14 protein-coding genes are annotated in these 16358 nt (G+C 70.1%); 2 read left to right on the top strand and 12 right to left on the bottom strand.

Annotated features, from left to right (window positions below; genetic code table 11):
• Nucleotides 1–18 precede the first annotated feature (18 nt).
• The 7 genes from PV396_RS25440 to PV396_RS25410 all read right to left on the bottom strand — a co-directional run bounded on the left by PV396_RS25440 (nucleotide 19) and on the right by PV396_RS25410 (nucleotide 8365).
• Nucleotides 19–1716 (bottom strand): NAD(P)/FAD-dependent oxidoreductase, encoded by a 1698-nt coding sequence (locus tag PV396_RS25440; protein ID WP_319208283.1) that lies wholly within the window; start codon nucleotides 1714–1716, stop codon nucleotides 19–21.
• 60 nt (nucleotides 1717–1776) lie between these two features.
• On the bottom strand, nucleotides 1777–2574 hold the full coding sequence (locus PV396_RS25435) for a carbon-nitrogen hydrolase family protein (protein WP_319208282.1): 798 nt from the start codon (nucleotides 2572–2574) through the stop codon (nucleotides 1777–1779).
• A 336-nt stretch (nucleotides 2575–2910) separates the two neighbouring features.
• Entirely contained in the window at nucleotides 2911–4428 is a 1518-nt protein-coding gene (locus tag PV396_RS25430) for an HAD-IA family hydrolase (protein ID WP_319208281.1), read from the bottom strand.
• A 19-nt stretch (nucleotides 4429–4447) separates the two neighbouring features.
• Nucleotides 4448–5506, bottom strand: coding sequence for an ABC transporter ATP-binding protein (locus PV396_RS25425; protein ID WP_319208279.1), 1059 nt, complete (start codon nucleotides 5504–5506; stop codon nucleotides 4448–4450).
• A 5-nt stretch (nucleotides 5507–5511) separates the two neighbouring features.
• Complete coding sequence (locus tag PV396_RS25420) at nucleotides 5512–6327, bottom strand: ABC transporter permease (protein WP_319208278.1); 816 nt, start codon at nucleotides 6325–6327, stop codon at nucleotides 5512–5514.
• Nucleotides 6315–7211: an ABC transporter permease gene (locus tag PV396_RS25415; RefSeq protein WP_319208276.1), complete on the bottom strand. Its 897-nt coding sequence runs from the start codon at nucleotides 7209–7211 to the stop codon at nucleotides 6315–6317. The genes PV396_RS25420 and PV396_RS25415 overlap by 13 nt, the downstream gene beginning before the upstream one ends.
• The gene (locus tag PV396_RS25410; protein WP_319208274.1) at nucleotides 7208–8365 is read right to left on the bottom strand and encodes an ABC transporter substrate-binding protein; all 1158 of its coding nucleotides are present in this window, start codon (nucleotides 8363–8365) and stop codon (nucleotides 7208–7210) included. The genes PV396_RS25415 and PV396_RS25410 overlap by 4 nt, the downstream gene beginning before the upstream one ends.
• A 212-nt stretch (nucleotides 8366–8577) precedes the next feature.
• Between PV396_RS25410 and PV396_RS25405 the strand changes: the two genes are divergently transcribed.
• Nucleotides 8578–9321, top strand: coding sequence for a GntR family transcriptional regulator (locus PV396_RS25405; protein ID WP_319208272.1), 744 nt, complete (start codon nucleotides 8578–8580; stop codon nucleotides 9319–9321).
• Nucleotides 9322–9388: 67 nt separating this feature from the next.
• Here the strand turns inward: PV396_RS25405 and PV396_RS25400 are convergent, their stop codons facing one another.
• The 3 genes from PV396_RS25400 to PV396_RS25390 form a co-directional block, all read right to left on the bottom strand.
• On the bottom strand, nucleotides 9389–9841 hold the full coding sequence (locus tag PV396_RS25400; RefSeq protein ID WP_319208269.1) for an Lrp/AsnC family transcriptional regulator: 453 nt from the start codon (nucleotides 9839–9841) through the stop codon (nucleotides 9389–9391).
• 6 nt (nucleotides 9842–9847) lie between these two features.
• Nucleotides 9848–11290 (bottom strand): GuaB1 family IMP dehydrogenase-related protein, encoded by a 1443-nt coding sequence (locus PV396_RS25395; protein WP_319208449.1) that lies wholly within the window; start codon nucleotides 11288–11290, stop codon nucleotides 9848–9850.
• A gap of 172 nt (nucleotides 11291–11462) precedes the next feature.
• Entirely contained in the window at nucleotides 11463–11888 is a 426-nt protein-coding gene (locus PV396_RS25390) for a barstar family protein (RefSeq protein ID WP_319208267.1), read from the bottom strand.
• A 223-nt stretch (nucleotides 11889–12111) separates the two neighbouring features.
• On the opposite strand from PV396_RS25390, the gene PV396_RS25385 reads away from it, so the two are divergent.
• A complete protein-coding gene (locus tag PV396_RS25385) occupies nucleotides 12112–14349 on the top strand; it encodes an MMPL family transporter (RefSeq protein WP_319208264.1) in 2238 nt (745 codons plus the stop codon).
• 88 nt (nucleotides 14350–14437) lie between these two features.
• Here PV396_RS25385 and PV396_RS25380 read toward each other — a convergent pair whose 3' ends face one another.
• A complete protein-coding gene (locus PV396_RS25380; protein ID WP_319208262.1) occupies nucleotides 14438–15481 on the bottom strand; it encodes a sugar-binding domain-containing protein in 1044 nt (347 codons plus the stop codon).
• A 92-nt stretch (nucleotides 15482–15573) separates the two neighbouring features.
• Nucleotides 15574–16260 (bottom strand): ribulose-phosphate 3-epimerase, encoded by a 687-nt coding sequence (rpe, locus tag PV396_RS25375; RefSeq protein WP_319208260.1) that lies wholly within the window; start codon nucleotides 16258–16260, stop codon nucleotides 15574–15576.
• Between the last annotated feature and the right edge of the window lie 98 nt (nucleotides 16261–16358).

Raw genomic sequence — 16358 nt, 5'->3', positions numbered from 1 at the left:
TCTCAGCCCGAACCGCACTCAGTCCTCGGGGAGTTCGACGGGGGCGATCTCGTCGTAGACGTCGCCGGGGCCGGGGTTGGTCGGATCGGTGGTCCCGCCGAACTGGTGCATGACGCCCCAGACCGCGTTCAGCGCGGTCTGGACCGCGCCCTCGGCCCAGCCCGCCGTCCACGAGATGTCGTCACCGGCAAGGAACAGTCCACGCTTGTCGGCGGGCAGCCGGTCCTGCATGAAGTGCGTGAACAGGCGCCGCTGGTAACGGTAGTGACCGGGCAGGTTGGCCTTGAACGCGCCCATGAAGTAGGGCTCGTTCTCCCAGGACACGGTGACCGGGCTACCTATGACGTGCTTCCGGATGTCGACCTTCGGATAGATCTCGCCGAGCGACTTCAGCATGACCTCCATCCGCTCGTTCGCGGACAGCGGCAGCCACTTGAGGCTGTCGTCGCACCAGGTGTACGAGAGACAGATGACGGCGGGCCGGTCCGGACCGTCGTCAAGGAGGTAAGTCCCGCGCGTCATACGGTCGGTGAGGGTCATGGACATCACGTCCCGCCCCGTGACCTCGTCCTTGTCGAGCCAGAAGGGCCGGTCGACGGGGACGAAGAGCTTGCTGGACTCCATGTAGTGGGTGCGCTCGATGGCGGTCCAGTGGTCGATCGGGAAGAGCGAGTCGTCGCAGGCGATCTTCGAGAGCAGCATCCAGGACTGGGCGGTGAAGATCGCCGCCGGGTACGTACGGATGTCGCCGCCCGCGTCCGTCACGGTGATCCGGTTGCCGGCGGTGCGGTGGAGACGGGTCACGGCCGGGCGCGGTACGCCGTTCACGTGCAGGGCGGCGAGGGAGGTCCCGTACGGCCAGTGGACGATCTTCCCGGGCTCGCGTTCCCAGAGCCGCAGCGGCAGTTGCTGGCTGCCGCCCACGATGCCCCGGTGATGGTCGTCCGCCTCGGTGTAGACGACCCGCAGGATCTCCAGGATCGAGTTGGGGAAGTCGGTGTCCCAGCCACCCGTGCCGAAGCCGACCTGGCCGAAGATCTCACGGTGCCGGAAGGACTTGAAGGCCTCGGAGTCGCAGAGGAAGCCGTAGAAGGTCTGGTTGTCGAGCTTCTCGACGAGCCGCGCCCAGATCTCGCGGATGCGCGGGACGTCACGCTCACGCAGGGCCCGGTTCATGTCGGAGAAGTCGGCACCTTCTTCGAGGCACTTGCTCCAGGCCTCGGCGACATCACGGTAGACCTGCGGCAGGTCGTCGACCGTCTCCGCGTAGTGCGACTCGCCCTTGAGGTCGACGACGGTCGAAGGGGTGCACTGGGCAAGGGGGTTGGGGAACGGCCGGGTCTCCAGGTCCACCAGGTCGATGTAGTGCTGGAGGGCGGTGGAGGAGGGCGGGAAGCGCATCGCGCCCATCTCCGCGGTGAGGGAGGGGTCGCAGCCGTCGAACCCGACGGTCCGCAGCCGCCCACCGATCCGGTCGGCCTCGTACACGACGGGCTTGAGGCCCATCTTCATCAGCTCGTACGCGGCGACGATCCCCGACAGCCCGCCACCGATGACGGCGACCTCCGTGCCGTGCTCGGTCGCGGGAATCTGCCCGAGGCCGGCCGGGTGGGCGAGGAAGTCGTCGTAGGCGTAGGGGAAGTCCGGCCCGAACATGGTGATCGGCGGCTGCTGCGCGTCGGCGTGCTGGACGGCGGTGGGCACCGTGGACGTCATGGGGTACGGACTCCTTGCGGGCGAAACAGGTGAGGTGAGCGAGGGGAGAAGAAGGGTGACTCAGGTGACTCGGCCGAGGGAGCCGTAGAGGCCGGGACGGCGGTCCTGGAGATACGGGTTCGCCTCTCGGGAGGCGGCGAGGAGAACGGGGTCGACGTCGGCGAGAAGGAGTTCCTCACCGCGGCCGGCCCGGGTACGGGCGACTCCGTCGGGGCCGGCGAGCGTGGAGAGCCCGACGAACTCGAACTCCCCTTCCTGGCCGACCCGGTTGACGTAGGCGACATACAGCTGGTTCTCGAACGCCCGCACCGGTACGACGGATTCGGCCACGAACTGGAACGGATGCATCTGAGCCGTCGGGACGAGGAGGAGGTCGGTGCCGGCGAGGGCGTGGGCGCGGACGTTCTCCGGGAACTCGACGTCGTAACAGATCATCAGGCCGACCCGCAGACCGCCCAGTTCTGCCTGTACGACGGGCTGCTCGCCCGGCGTGAAGTGATCGCGCTCGAAGCAGCCGAAGAGGTGGGTCTTGCGGTAGTTGGCGAGACGGTCGCCGTCGGCGGAGATGAGCTGCGCGGAGTTGTAGACCTGCTCGCCGGACCGCTCGGGGTAGCCGTAGGCGATGGCCAGGCCGTGCCGCGTGGCGATCTCGGCGACCGCGTCGGCGGACTCGCCGTCGGCGGGCTCGGCGAGGCGGCGGACGCCGTCGCCGATCGCGTACCCCGTGAGGAACATCTCCGGTGCGGCCAGCAGTTCGGCGCCCGCGGCGGCGGCGCGTTCCGCGGCCTCGTCGAGCACCTTGAGGTTCCCTACGAGCGATCCGGGGCGGCCGGAGCTCTGGAGGAGGGCGGTGCGCATGCGGGGTCCTTGCAGGGGCTTAAGGGGGGTTGGGGGCCAGATAGACGGTACGGCGGGGTGGGGCGGGACGACAAGGAGCAGCCGTTGCGCACCGGCGAACGAATCGTTGCGCGAAATGCCACCGGGGTGGCGATTCATTGTTCTCGCCCCCGCCGCCCCTACCCGTCCCATCCCTGGGGGCTGCGCCCCCAGACCCCCCTTTCGCGCTGAACGCGCTCGTCCTCAAACGCCGGACGGGCTGATAACCAGCCCCTCCGGCGTTTGAGGAGCGGGGGTTCGGGGGCAGCGCCCCCGAGGACGGATGGGACGGGTAGGGGCGGCGGGGGCGAAAACCCTCTAGCGCACCCCGAACGTCGTCAGTACCGCCGCGTGGTCCGAGGGCCAGGCGTTGCCGGCCACCTCGGGCCACACACGCGCCACCCCACTCACCACCACCCGAGAATCCAGCACCCTCAGCCCCCTCCCCCCAGACAGCACGAAGTCGATGCGATCCTGCGGCTCCACCCTCCCACTCCCGTCCTCGTGCTCGACATGAACCGGCGACCACGTATGACCGGGCTCAAGGACCGCATCCGGATGCACCTCCCGGTAGGAGTCCCGCAATCCCGCCTCCTCCGCCACCTTCGTCACCGGCCACTCCACCCCCGGCCAGTCCAGATGCGACGGCGTGTTGAAGTCCCCGACGAGCACGACGGGTACACCGGGTACACCGGAGTCGTCGCCTGCGGCGGAATCCCCGATCCGCCGCAGGATCTCCCGCATCCGCTCCAGCCGCCCCGCCTCCTTCGCGATCACCTCCCCCGCCGCAAGCCCGTTGAAGTGGACCTCGTAGGGCCCGTACGGCGCGCAGTCGAGGTGGGCGCTCCAGACGTCGACCTCCTGCCCCGCGTCCAGCCGGACGCGTACCCCGGTCGCCCCGTAGAAGCCGACGTCCGGGTCACCGTGGCGCGCGGTGATCGGATACCGGCTGATGACGCCCAGGTTCGGGCCCGCCTGGTGGTGGTGCCAGCCGAGCGCGTCGGCCAGTTCGCGGGCGGAGGTGCCGTCGGTCTCCTGAAGGCCGACGACGTCCGCGCCCGTCTCGGCGATCACCTTGAGCTGCTTCGCACGGTGATCGTCGATCTTCGTGCCGCCCAGCCACAGGTTCCAGGTCATCACCCGGAGCTGCTGCTCGGGGGCGACCATGGCGGCGAGAGCCGCCACGGTGACGCCGGACAGGGTGGGCAGGACCGTGCGGCCGGGCGCCGGCTCGATCGGGGCGAGCGACGGGACGGCGAGGACCGCGCAGCCCGCTGCCTCCGCCGAGGTGACGCCGGTCTCGGTGTCCTCGACGGCCACACAGGCTGCGGGGTCGACGCCCAGGGCGTGGCAGGCGGCGAGGTAGGGGTCGGGGGCGGGCTTGGTGTGTTCGGTGTCGTCGGCGGTGACGGAGACCGCGAAGCGGGAGACGCCGAGCACCTCGATGACCGTGTCGGCGACGGCCCGGGGAGAGGCGGTCACCAGGGCGGTGGGGACGGCGGCCTCGGCGAGCGCGTCGAGCAGGGCGAGGGCACCGGGGCGGGGCACGATGCCGGTGCGGACGCGGTCCGCGAACTCCCGGTGCAGTTCGGCGGCGAGGCTCCCGGTCTCCGCGCCCGTGGCGGCGGCCAGCCAGTCGGCGGTGTGCTCGACGGGCCGGCCGAGCACCTCCGGCTGGTCCGCCTCGGTCAGCGGCCTCCCGGCGACCTGCTCCACCGCCTCCCACCACAGCCGCTCGGTGTCGACGAGGGTGCCGTCCATGTCGAACAAGACTGCCTGGAGCGGGAGTTGCGGTTCATGGCGGGTGTCGGAGGTGTGGGGGATGTGGGGGGACACGTTTCTCTCTCTCACGGATTCACGGACGGTTCGCGCGCTCGGCCACCAGCACCGGCCGCTCCGGCAGCGACACGTGCACGGCGGCTCCCGCGCCCAGCGTGGCGGCCTCGTGCGCGGGCAGGTCGGCCTTCACCTCGGTGCCGTCGCCGAGTCGTACGGTGATCCGGGTGACCGCGCCGAGGAACGCCGTGGCGACGACGCGTGCGTCACCGGCCGCCTCGGCGACGACCCGGACCGCCTCGGGCCGCACCAGCACGTCGACCTCGACGGCGTCCGGCGCCCCGCCGTCGACCGGGAGCCGCTGCCCGAGCACCTCGACCGAGCCGCCGGACAGGCGCCCCGGGATCCGGCTCATCGTGCCGACGAACTCGGCGACGAACGCGGTGGCGGGCCTGCCGTACAACTCGGCGGGCGCAGCGCACTGTTCGAGTCGCCCGGAGCGCATCACGGCGACCCGGTCGGCCATCGACAGGGCCTCCTCCTGATCGTGCGTCACGAACAGGGTGGTGATGCCGAGTTCCTGTTGCAGGCGGCGTATCTCCTCGCGGAGCGTGAGCCGTACCTTGGCGTCGAGCGCCGACAGCGGTTCGTCGAGGAGCAGTACGCGTGGACGCAGCGCGAGTGCGCGGGCGAGTGCGACGCGCTGCTGCTGGCCGCCGGAGAGCTGGTGCGGAAACTGCTCCCCCTTGTCGGCGAGGCCCACGAGGTCGAGCAACTCGGCTGCCCGGGCTCGCCGTTCGGACGTACGCACCTTGCGCATGCGCAGTCCGAAGGCCACGTTGTCGAGGGCGCTGAGGTGCGGGAAGAGGCTGTACGACTGGAAGACCATGCCGGCGTCCCGGCGGTGGGCCGGCACCTGGGTGACGTCCGCGCCGTCGACCAACACCTCGCCGGAGTCGGGGTGTTCGAAACCGGCGAGCATGCGCAGGGCGGTGGTCTTGCCGCAGCCGGACGGGCCGAGCAGCGCGAGCAGCTCCCCCGGCCGCACATCGAGGTCGAGTCCGTCGAGGGCGACGGTCGGGCCGAACTCCCGGCGCAGTCCCCGGAATTCGACGGTTGCTGCCTTGTCGAGCGTCATGTGGTTCATCCCTTGGCGGCGGCGGTTCGGGAACGCCCGCCGAGCCCGGCGAGCGCGAGGAGGAGGGCCCAGGTGACGAGCAGGCTGAGCACGGACACGGCGACGGACAACTGGGCCTGCGAACCGCCGACGCTGTAGATCCACACGGCGAACGGCTGGAACCCGAGCAGCTGGGCCACCGTGAACTCGCCGAGCACCAGGGCCAGGGTGAGGAAGGAGGCGTTGAGCAGCGCCCCGCGCAGGTTGGGCAGCACGGCCGTCACCAGCGCCTGGACCGGGCTCGCACCGCAACTGCGGGCGGCCTCCACCAGCGTGCGGACGTCGATCGCGCGCAGCCCGGCGTCCAGCGACCGATGGACGAAGGGCAACGCCATCACGACGTACGCGAGCACGAGGACGACGGGGAAGTCCGGGTTCTGGATGGCGACGAAGGTCTGGAACAGGGGCGTACGGGAGAGGTGTTCGGGGCCCCACTTGAGGACGGTCGAGATCCCGGCGACGAACGCGATCGGCGGGACGACCAGCGGCAGCGAGCAGATCACCTCGACGACCGGCCGCAGCCGGGGTGCGCCGAGCCGCAGGGCGACCATCGCGGGAACCATGAGCAGGAGGACCACGGCGATGGTGGCGGCGGCCAGTTCGAGGGAGAGCGTCAGGCCGGGCAGGAAGCCGTCGGCACCGACGATCTGGCTGTACGCGTCGAAGGTGACGCCCTCGCCGGGTACGTCGACCGTGAAGATCACGGAGGCGGCGAGCGGGACGAGGAAGTAGACCGCTGCGCCGGTCAGGACCACCCAGCGCCACAGGTTCAGGCGAGCCATCGCGCGCTCCTCCGTTGCAGGGGCAGGTAGACGGCCATGACCAGGCCCGCGATCAGGACCATGTCGAGACTGAGGGCGAGCGCCACGTTCTCCTGGCCGACGAGCACGTTGCCGGAGATGGCGTCGGCGATCTGGAGGGTGACCAGCGGGATCGAACTGCCCACCATGGCCGCGGCGGTGGCGTACGCGGCGAAGGCGCTGCCGAAGAGCAGCACGAACCCGCCGAGCAGCGAGGGCAGCAGCACGGGCAGGGCGACGTGCTGCCAGTACTGGACGTTGGTGGCGCCGTTGTTCCGGGCGGCCTCACGCCACTGGGACCTGAGTCCGTCGAGCGCGGGGGTGATCGTGAGGACCATCAGCGGGATCAGGAAGTAGAGGTAGACGATCACCAGTCCCCAGAAGCTGTAGAGGCTCCAGCCCTTGTCCGTGAGTCCCAGGTGCCTGGTCAGCACACCGGAGTTGCCGAGGGTGGCGACGAAGGCGAAGGCCAGCGGCACCCCGCCGAAGTTGGCGAGGACTCCGGAGGCGGTGAGTACGGCCTCGCGCAGCGCGCGGAAGCGGGAGGTCACCACGGCCTGGGCGAGCGGCAGTCCGAGGACGGTCGCGATGAGCGCCGACACGGCGGACAGCTTGACGCTGCCGAGCAGGGCGGTGAGATACGCGCCCTGGAGGGAGTCGGTCAGATTGGCAGTGGTGTACGAAGTGGCGCCGGTGGTCTGGTTCTTGACGGTGAAGGCACCGTTCAGCATGGCCAGGGCGGGCACTCCGAAGGCGACCGCCACGAAGGCGAGCAGCGGGAGTACGGCGAGCCAGCCGGGGGCGCGACGCCGCCGCTTCACGGAAGCGGCGGGCATCGCGTCGACCCGGGTGAGGGTGGCGGTCATCCGGAGACGGCCTTGCCCCAGCCCTGGGCCAGCACGGTCTTGGCCTTGGCCTGCTGGGCCTCGGTCGGGAAGGACGGCGTGCCGGAGACCTTGGGCAGCTTGGCGGCGGCGGCCGTGTCGAGCGTGCCGGCCTTCTCCATGGCGGGCATCAGGGCCGGGCGGGCGTACCCCTTGAGCCACAGGTTCTGGCCCTCGGCGCTGTAGAGGTACTCCTGCCACAGCCGGGCGGCGGCCGGGTGCGGGGCGTCCTTGTTGACGGCCTGGGAGTAGTACTGGGAGAACTCGCCGTCGCTGGGGACGGTCACCGTCCAGTCGACGCCCTTGGACTTGAACTCGTCGGCGTAACCGGCGTTGAGGTAGTCCCAGTCGATGCTGATCGGCGTCTCGCCCTTCTCGACGGTGGCCGGGGTCGACTCGACGGGCGTGTAGTTGCCGTTCTTCTTCAGCTTGGCGAAGAAGTCGAGGCCGGGCTGGATGTCGTCGAAGGAGCCGCCGCTGGCGAGCGAGGCCGCCCAGACGCCGGCGAACGCCGAACCGGACTTGGTGGGATTGCCGTTGAGGGCGACCTGGCCCTTGTACTGGGGCTTCAGCAGGTCGGCGAAGGTGGTGGGGCAGGCCTTCACGCGCTTGGCGTCGCACCCGATGGAGATGTAGCCGCCGTAGTCGTTGAACCACCGGCCCTCCGGGTCCTTCTGCCCCTCGGGTATGTCGGCGAAGGAGGCGACCTTGTACGGCGCGAGCAGCCCCTGCTGGGCGGCGCTCAGCGCGAACGAGCTGCCGAGGTCGAGAACGTCGGGCGCCCGGTCCTGGCCCTTGCGGGAGGTAACTGCGTTGATCTCGTCCTGACTTGCCCCGTCCGGGTTCTCGACCTCGATCTTGATGCCGTACTTCTTCTGGAAACCGTCGATCAGGGCGCCGTAGTTGGCCCAGTCGCGGGGCAGCGCGATGGCGTGCAGCGTGCCCTCCTTCTTGGCCGCGGCGACCAGTTTGTCCATGCCGCCGAAGTCGGCGGCCGAGGTCGCGGTGGCCGCGCTCTTGCCGTTCGCGGTGGTCGACGTGTCGTCGGGGGCCGCGCCGCAGGCGCTCAGGGCGAGCGCGGCGACGACGGCGAGGGCGCCGCCGCGGACGGCTGTTCTCGGCAGGGTCACGATCACGGTCTCTCCAGGGGTGCGCACGAGGGTTGAGGTGGTGCGGAGAACTTGTCTGAACAAGTTGGCTTCAGTAGGACTTCCGCTGGTATCACGCCCGTAAACACTGGCGAAACACTGACCCCTGATTCCCTGCACTTTTCCGCTGCGCGGGGACAGTTCACGGACGTCGATTAGGCTGGTCACGCTGTGCACAGCGACGAACCCAGAGGGGAAGCATGACGGCGCGACACGAGGAGATCGCCGACGAGCTGCGCCGGGCGATCGACCGCGAGCAGTACACCGTCGGCAGCCGTCTGCCTCCGGAGACGGAGCTCGCGAGCCACTACGGCGTGGCGCGCGGCACGATCCGCCAGGCGGTGGCGGCCCTGACGGCCGAGGGGCTGATCGGCTCCCGCCAGGGCGCCCGCCGGGTGGTCCTGGCCAGCCGCCGCAGCCAGACCTTCGAGGAACTGCGCAGCTTCGCCCAGTGGGCGCGCGCGATGGGCCGCGAAGCGACGGGCCAGGTGGTGCACCAGGAGTACCGCCGGGCGACGACGGAGGACGCGCTCCGCCTCCAACTCCGCGAGAAGACAAGGGTGTTGCACGTCCTGCGGGTACGCGGCCTGGATGGCGAACCGGTCCTGCTGGAACGCACGGTCTACGCCGACTGGATCGCCCCGTCCGTGGAACCCATCGAGCCGGACTGCCCCTCGGTCACCCAACGCCTCTTCGAGGACACCGGGTTGGTCTTCGCATACGGCGAACACGTCATCGACGCGGTGGCGGCCGGCGCCCAGGACGCCGAACTCCTCGACATCCGCCGCACCAGCCCCCTGCTACGCGTCCGCCGGGTGACAACCACCAGAGAGGGCCGCCCGGTCGAATGGTCCGACGACCGCTACAGAGGCGACGCGGTGAGCTTCAGCGTCCACAACTCGATCGCCAACAACGCCCTGTCAAGAAAACCAGCGGGACGATAAAGGGGCGCGGGGAACTGCGCGAACAGCCACAGCGGACCCGCACCCGCCCACGTATCCGCATCGCCATCTACGTGGGCGACCCAGAAGAAAACCTCCGCAACAACGGCGACAACACCAACACGGACTTCGTCCGCTCAACGAACGGCTCCCCCGCGATCCGCTCAAGCACCCGCTCGAAGTGCCGCATATCAGAGGCGAAAACCTGCACCATCGCATCCGCCTCCCCGGTGACGGTCGACGCGGCCACCACCTCCTGATATCGCTCGAGCCCCCGCCGGATCGTCTCCGGCGAGGTGTTCCGCCGGCAGTAGATCTCGACGAACCCCTCCGTCTCCCACCCCAGCGCCGCCGGATCCACCCGCACGGTGAACCCGGTGATCGCCCCGCTCTCCCGCAGCCGGTCCACGCGTCGCTTCACGGCGGGCGCGGACAGTCCGACCAACTGCCCGATGTCCGCGTAGGAACGACGCGCGTCCTCGGCGAGGGCGTGCACAATCCGTTCGTCGAGATCGTTCAGCACGCCGCGTCAGCTCCAGCTGGCGTGGAGCGGCTTGCCCTCTGCGTACCCGGCCGCGCTCTGGACGCCCACGACGGCCTTCTGGGCGAACTCCTCGAGGGAGTTGGCCCCGGCGTAGGTGCAGGAGGAGCGGACGCCCGCGATGATCGAGTCGATCAGGTCCTCGACGCCCGGCCGGGCCGGGTCGAGGAACATCCGGGAGGTCGAGATGCCCTCCTCGAACAGCGCCTTGCGGGCCCGGTCGTACGCCGACTCCTCCGACGTACGGTTGCGCACCGCACGCGCCGACGCCATGCCGAAGGACTCCTTGTAGAGGTGCCCGGAGGCGTCCTGCTGAAGGTCGCCCGGGGACTCGTACGTCCCGGCGAACCACGAGCCGACCATGACGTTGGACGCACCGGCGGCCAGCGCCATCGCGACGTCGCGGGGGTGGCGTACCCCGCCGTCCGCCCACACGTGCTTGCCGTACTTCTTCGCCTCGGCCGCGCACTCCAGGACCGCCGAGAACTGCGGCCGGCCCACGCCCGTCATCATGCGGGTGGTGCACATGGCGCCCGGTCCGACGCCGACCTTGATGATGTCGGCGCCTGCCTCGATCAGGTCCCTGACGCCCTCGGCGGCGACGATGTTGCCCGCGGCGATCGGAACGTGCGGGTCGAGGTCGCGGACCAGCTTGATGGCGCTGAGCATCGACTCCTGGTGGCCGTGCGCGGTGTCGATGACGAGCGTGTCGACGCCCGCGTCGAGCAGTTGCTGCGCCTTGCCGGCCACATCGCCGTTGATGCCGACGGCGGCGGCGATCCGCAACCGGCCGTTCGCATCCGTGGCCGGTGTGTAGAGGGTTGCACGCAACGCGCCCTTGCGGGTGAGGATGCCGGCGAGCCTGCCGTCGGCGTCGACGGCGGGCGCGTACCGGCGGTTGGCGCCGTCGAGGCGGTTGAAGGCCTCGCGCGGGTCGATGTCGGCGTCGAGGAGCAGGAGGTCCTTCGACATGACCTCGGAGAGCTGTGTGAAGCGGTCCACCCCGGACAGGTCGGCGTCGGTGACCACACCGACCGGCCGCTGCTCGGCGTCGACGACGACACCCGCGTTGTGCGCCCGCTTGGGCAGCAGGGCCAGGGCGTCGGCGACGGTCTGGTGGGGCGCGAGGACGATCGGTGTGTCGAGGACGAGATGACGGCTCTTCACCCAGGAGATGACGTCGGTGACGACCTCGATCGGGATGTCCTGCGGGATCACGACGAGCCCGCCGCGCCGCGCGACCGTCTCGGCCATCCGGCGGCCCGCGATGGCGGTCATGTTGGCGACGACCAGCGGGATCGTCGTACCGGTGCCGTCGGGGGAGCTGAGGTCCACGCCCTGCCGGGAGCCGACGGAGGAACGGCTGGGGACCATGAAGACGTCGTCGTACGTCAGGTCGTACGGGGGCTGGATGTCGTTGAGGAAACGCACGTGCTGCACATCCCGGTGGATCAGAGGTTGCCCCCGGACAGGACAGCCAGGGGGAAGAGCACGTACCTCATTGTCCCATGCCGGTGACCTGAAACCGCCTGGTCGGATCGTCCAGACGGCCCACCGGCCCGCTCGTGCCATCCTCCGACCGGCAACGCCCGGCGCACCACCGCTACGGAGTCGCGGCGAGCACCATCACCACCGCGAGCCCCGTGTCCGTCTCCCGCCAGCTCGCGGCGGCGTCGGCGAAGATCTCCTGGAGCGTGTTCCACTCCTCGGGCCGGGCCGCCGCGTACTCCTGCCAGTTGCGGACGAGAAGGAGCCTGCCGCGGCTCGCGGGCCACCCGCCCAGGTCGCCGAGACAGTCCGCCAGGGCGTCCCAGTTCGCGCCGAAGTAGTCCGGGAACCGCATCACGGTGGCACAGGCCGTCATCAGCCCCGCCCTGTCCGAGACGTCCGTGAGGTCGAGGTCGGCGGCCTCCCAGCCGGCCTCGCGGGCGGCTTCGAGCGCGCGCTCTGCCGGCAGGTCGGCGGGCCAGGACAGGACACCGGCGGGCGTGCGGCCCGCGAACACCGGTGCGAGCGGGTGGTCGGTCATCTCAGTACCGCCGTGAGGAGTCGCGAGAAGTCGAAGTGATCATCGTCGTAGTAGATCCCACCGCCCGCCCCATGACAACGAGGACCCGGGCGGAAAACGGGGCGAGCACCTGTGCGAGGACCTGTGTGACCGCCTCTCAACAGGACATGTTGATCGGCGAGTCGTTCAATGAGGATGATCGGCCAGTCTCCGGCGGGAGCCGCGCATGTCATCGCAGACAGCAATGCCAGCACCAGCAGCGGGGGGACGCAAGGACCGGCGTGGGAGACTGCGCCGACTGGGCGAGTGGTGTGCCCGGCACTTCGTGATCGTCATCGTGGCCTGGCTGATCGCGCTCGCCGCGCTCCAGGTCCTCAACCGTTCCTTCGGCGGCGAGTACTCCGACAACTTCTCCCTGCCCGGAGTCCAGTCGGAGCAGGGCCTGGATGTCCTGAAGAAGCACGATCCGGCGGCCGGCGGCTACGGCAGCCAGATCGTGCTGCGGGACTCGGCCAAACCACTGACCGACATGTCCACCCAGATGTCCCAGACAGTCTCCGACCTGCAGAAACTCCCGCATGTCCTGTCCGTGCAGAATCCGCTGCCACCGCCGGGCTCACAGCCCACGGGCACACAGTCGGTCGGACCGCTGTCCAGCGACGCGAAGACCGGCTGCATCACCGTCCGCTTCGACATCCAGCCCTCCACCCTCGGCGACGACTACCTCCACGGCGTCGACGACTCGGTGAAGCCGCTGCGGTCGGCCGGCGTACAGGTCGAGTACGGCGGTCCGCTGGGCGAGCTGGCGCGGCCGGACGCCGACGACCGGATCAGCGAGCTGATCGGGTTCGCCGTGGCGATCGTCGTCCTGCTGGTCGGCTTCGGCAGCGTGCTCGCCGCGGGCATCCCCCTGCTGACCGCGCTGATCAGCGTGATCGGCGGGCTGGCCTGCCTCGGGCTGCTCGCGACAGCGTTCACCTTCGCCACGGTCTCCCCCACGCTGGCCACCATGATCGGCCTCGGCGTGGGCATCGACTACGCGCTGTTCCTGATCACCCGGCACCGGCAGAACCTGATGAACGGCGACGATCCGGTACGAGCCGCCGGGCGCGCCACCGCCACCAGCGGGCGCGCGGTCCTGGTCTCCGGGTGCACGGTGATCGTCGCGCTGGCCGGGCTGTTCGTCTCCGGGGTCGGCTTCATCGGCAAGCTGGGCGTGGCCGCCGCCGTGACGGTGGTCTCCGCGGTCGTGGGCGCCCTCACCCTGGTCCCGGCGCTGCTGGGGCTCATCGGCCGCCGTATCGACCGTTACCGGGTGCGCCGTCCGATCGCCGAGACCGCGTCCGGCGCCGACGCCGACGAGGCCGCGGAACACGGCACCTGGCACCGCTACGCACAGCGTGTCGAGCGGCGCCCCTGGTGGTTCCTGGCCGGCGGGGTGGTGACCGTACTGGTGCTGGCGATCCCGGTGCTGTCCATCCAGCTCGGCCACATCGGGGACGGCGCCGATCCGAAGTCGTTCACGGACAGGCGGGCGTACGACATCATGGCGCAGTCGTTCGGGCCCGGTTCCAACGGCCCGCTGACCGTGGTCATCGACCAGTCGAAGGTGCCCTCCGACCAGCGTTCGGCCCTCGCCTCGCAGGCGTCGAAGGCGCTGACGGACGTACCGGGCGCAGCCACCGTCACCCCGCTCACCGCGACGAAGGACGGGGACGTCCTGGTCGGGACGGTCTACTCCAAGGAGGCGCCGCAGAGCGAGACGACCACCGACCTGACGAACCGCCTGGTGGACGACACCCTGCCCGACGCCGTCTCCAAGACGGCGGCACACGGCTATGTGACCGGCACGACCGCCGCCCAGGTCGACTTCCGCGACATCGTCGCGAGCCGCCTCCCGCTGATCATCGGCGTGGTCGTCGCCCTGGCCTTCCTGATCATCCTGGCGGTCTTCCGTGGCCTGCTGGTGGCGCTGAAGGCTGCCGTGCTCAACGTCCTGTCGATCGCGGCCTCGTACGGCGTCGTCGTGGCCGTCTTCCAGTGGGGCTGGGGCGGGCCCGCGCTCGGGGTGGAGGGCAAGGTGCCCATCGAGAGCTATGTGCCGATGATGATGTTCGCGATCATCTTCGGGCTCAGCATGGACTACGAGATCTTCCTGCTCTCCCGCGTCCACGAGGCCTGGCTGCGTACGGGCGACGCGCGCGCGTCCGTGGCCCACGCGCTGGAGATCACCGCCCGGGTGATCACCTGCGCGGCCCTGATCATGGTGAGCGTCTTCGCCGCGTTCGTCGTGAGCGACAACGTGGTGGTGAAGATGCTCGGCCTGGGGCTCGCCGTGAGCGTCCTCATCGACGCGACGGTCGTACGGCTGCTGCTGGTGCCGGCGGTCATGACGCTGCTGGGCGCGCATGCCTGGTGGACGCCCGCATGGCTGGACCGGCTGCTGCCGCACGTGGACCCGGAGGGCGGCGAGGACGACTGAGGAGGGCTGCCCCCGCCGAACAGAGCGATGCCCGGGCCCTGGAGCGGACCCGGGCATCGCCCGCACCTTTACATCCCGTTGGATCCCGTCAGATCCCGTCGGGATCCGCCCTGTTGAGCGCCGGCTTGGGCGTCGGACCCGCCGTCAGCAGATAGTCCGCGGCCGAGGTGTCCGTCACCAGGCTGGTGACCAGCCCGGAACGCAGTACCGCGTCGATCGCCGGCGCCTTGCGCTGTCCGCCCGCGATCGCGACGACCTCGGGGACCCGGCGGAGCTGGTCCGCCTTGACGGTGATGCACCGCTCCCCGAGGTCCCGGCCGACCCGACGCCCGTCCGCGTCGAAGAGGTGCGCGGACATCTCGGCGGCGACTCCGAGGGACGCGTAGTGACCGCGTTCCTCGTCGCTGAGCATGTCGTGCACCGTCGAGATGCCGGCCTCCCAGGAGCCGATGGAGACACAGGCGACCGTGACCTTGTCGAAGTACTCGAAGGCCCGCGCGATCCCGGTCTGGCTGCGCAGCGCGGCGGCGGTGGCCGCGTCGGGCAGCAGCATCGGGGCGTAGATGGGGTGGGCGTCGCCGCCGGACACCTGCGCCGCGCGGCGAACCGCCTCGACGGAGCCGCGTTCGGCGGTTCCGGCGTCGTACACGCCCGTCAGCTGGACCACCGTGCAGGGCGGCAGCCGGTCGAGGGCCGCCGCCATGTGGATGGTGGAGCGGCCCCAGGCGAGGCCCAGCACATCCCCTTCGTTCACCAGTTCGCCGAGCAGATCGGCGGCCACCTCACCGAGGTTCTCGGGATCGGGCGACTCCTCCGCCTCCGCCGGGGACTCGACCACGACCGCGTGCCTGAGGCCGTACCGGGCCCGCAGCGCGTCCGAGCGCTCGGCGTCCAGTTCGGCCGGAACACGGATCTCGATCCGCACCAGATCCCGTTCGAGAGCGGTTTCCAGCACCCGGGCCACCTTGAAGCGGCTGACGCCGAACTCCTCGGCGATCTGGATCTTGGACTTGCCCTCGAGGTAGAAGCGGCGGGCCATGGCCGCCGCCTGCACCAGCTCAGCGGGTCCCATCCGCATGGCTGACCGGCCCGCCGACATACCCGACACGGCGATCTCCTCACTGCTCTTCACTCGCTGCTGTTCACATTCTGGATTCGCCGTTCATCCTGTCAGATCCCGAGTACTTGATCTGCCCAGAAGTACGTCGTTCACGTTCCCTTGGCTCAGTGGTCGCACGCCCAGCTCGCACCGGCGGTCGCCGCGTCGGCCTGGGCGCGCAGTGCGCGTACCGCCTCGGCCGGGTCCGCGGCGCCGTACACCGCCGAGCCGGCGACGAAGACGTCCGCGCCGGCCTCGGCGCAGCGCTCGATGGTGGAGGCGGCCACTCCCCCGTCGACCTGAAGCCACAGCTCAAGGCCGTGCTTGCTGATCAACTCGCGGGTGCGGCGAATCTTGGGGAGCATGATGTCGAGAAACGCCTGGCCGCCGAAACCCGGCTCGACCGTCATGATCAGCAACATGTCGAGTTCGGGCAGCAGGTCCTCGTACGGCTCGATCGGGGTCGCGGGCTTGAGGGCCATGGAGGCCCGGGCGCCCTGCGCCCGGATCTCGCGGGCGAGCCGCACAGGCGCGGCGGCAGCCTCCACATGGAAGGTGACGGAACCGGCACCCGCTTCCACGTACTGCGGCGCCCATCGATCGGGGTCCTCGATCATCAGATGACAGTCCAGCGGGGTCTCCGTCGCCCGTGCGAGGGACTCTACGACCGGCACACCGAGGGTGAGGTTCGGTACGAAATGGTTGTCCATCACGTCGACGTGAAGCCAGTCGGCCCCTTCGACCGCCTTCGCCTCCTCGGCGAGTCGGGCGAAGTCGGCGGACAGGATACTGGGGTTGATCTGCGCGGCCATGCCCCAAGCCTGCCATGCCCTCCGGGGGTTGTGCGGGCGGGGCCGATCTGGCAAGGGTTGTGTGCAAGGCGCGGGTCCGTTGTGGTTGTTCGCGCAGT

The sequence above is a fragment of the Streptomyces sp. ME02-8801-2C genome (assembly GCF_033793965.1).
Lineage (GTDB): Bacteria > Actinomycetota > Actinomycetes > Streptomycetales > Streptomycetaceae > Streptomyces.
This window is presented reverse-complemented; position numbering and strand designations above follow the sequence as displayed.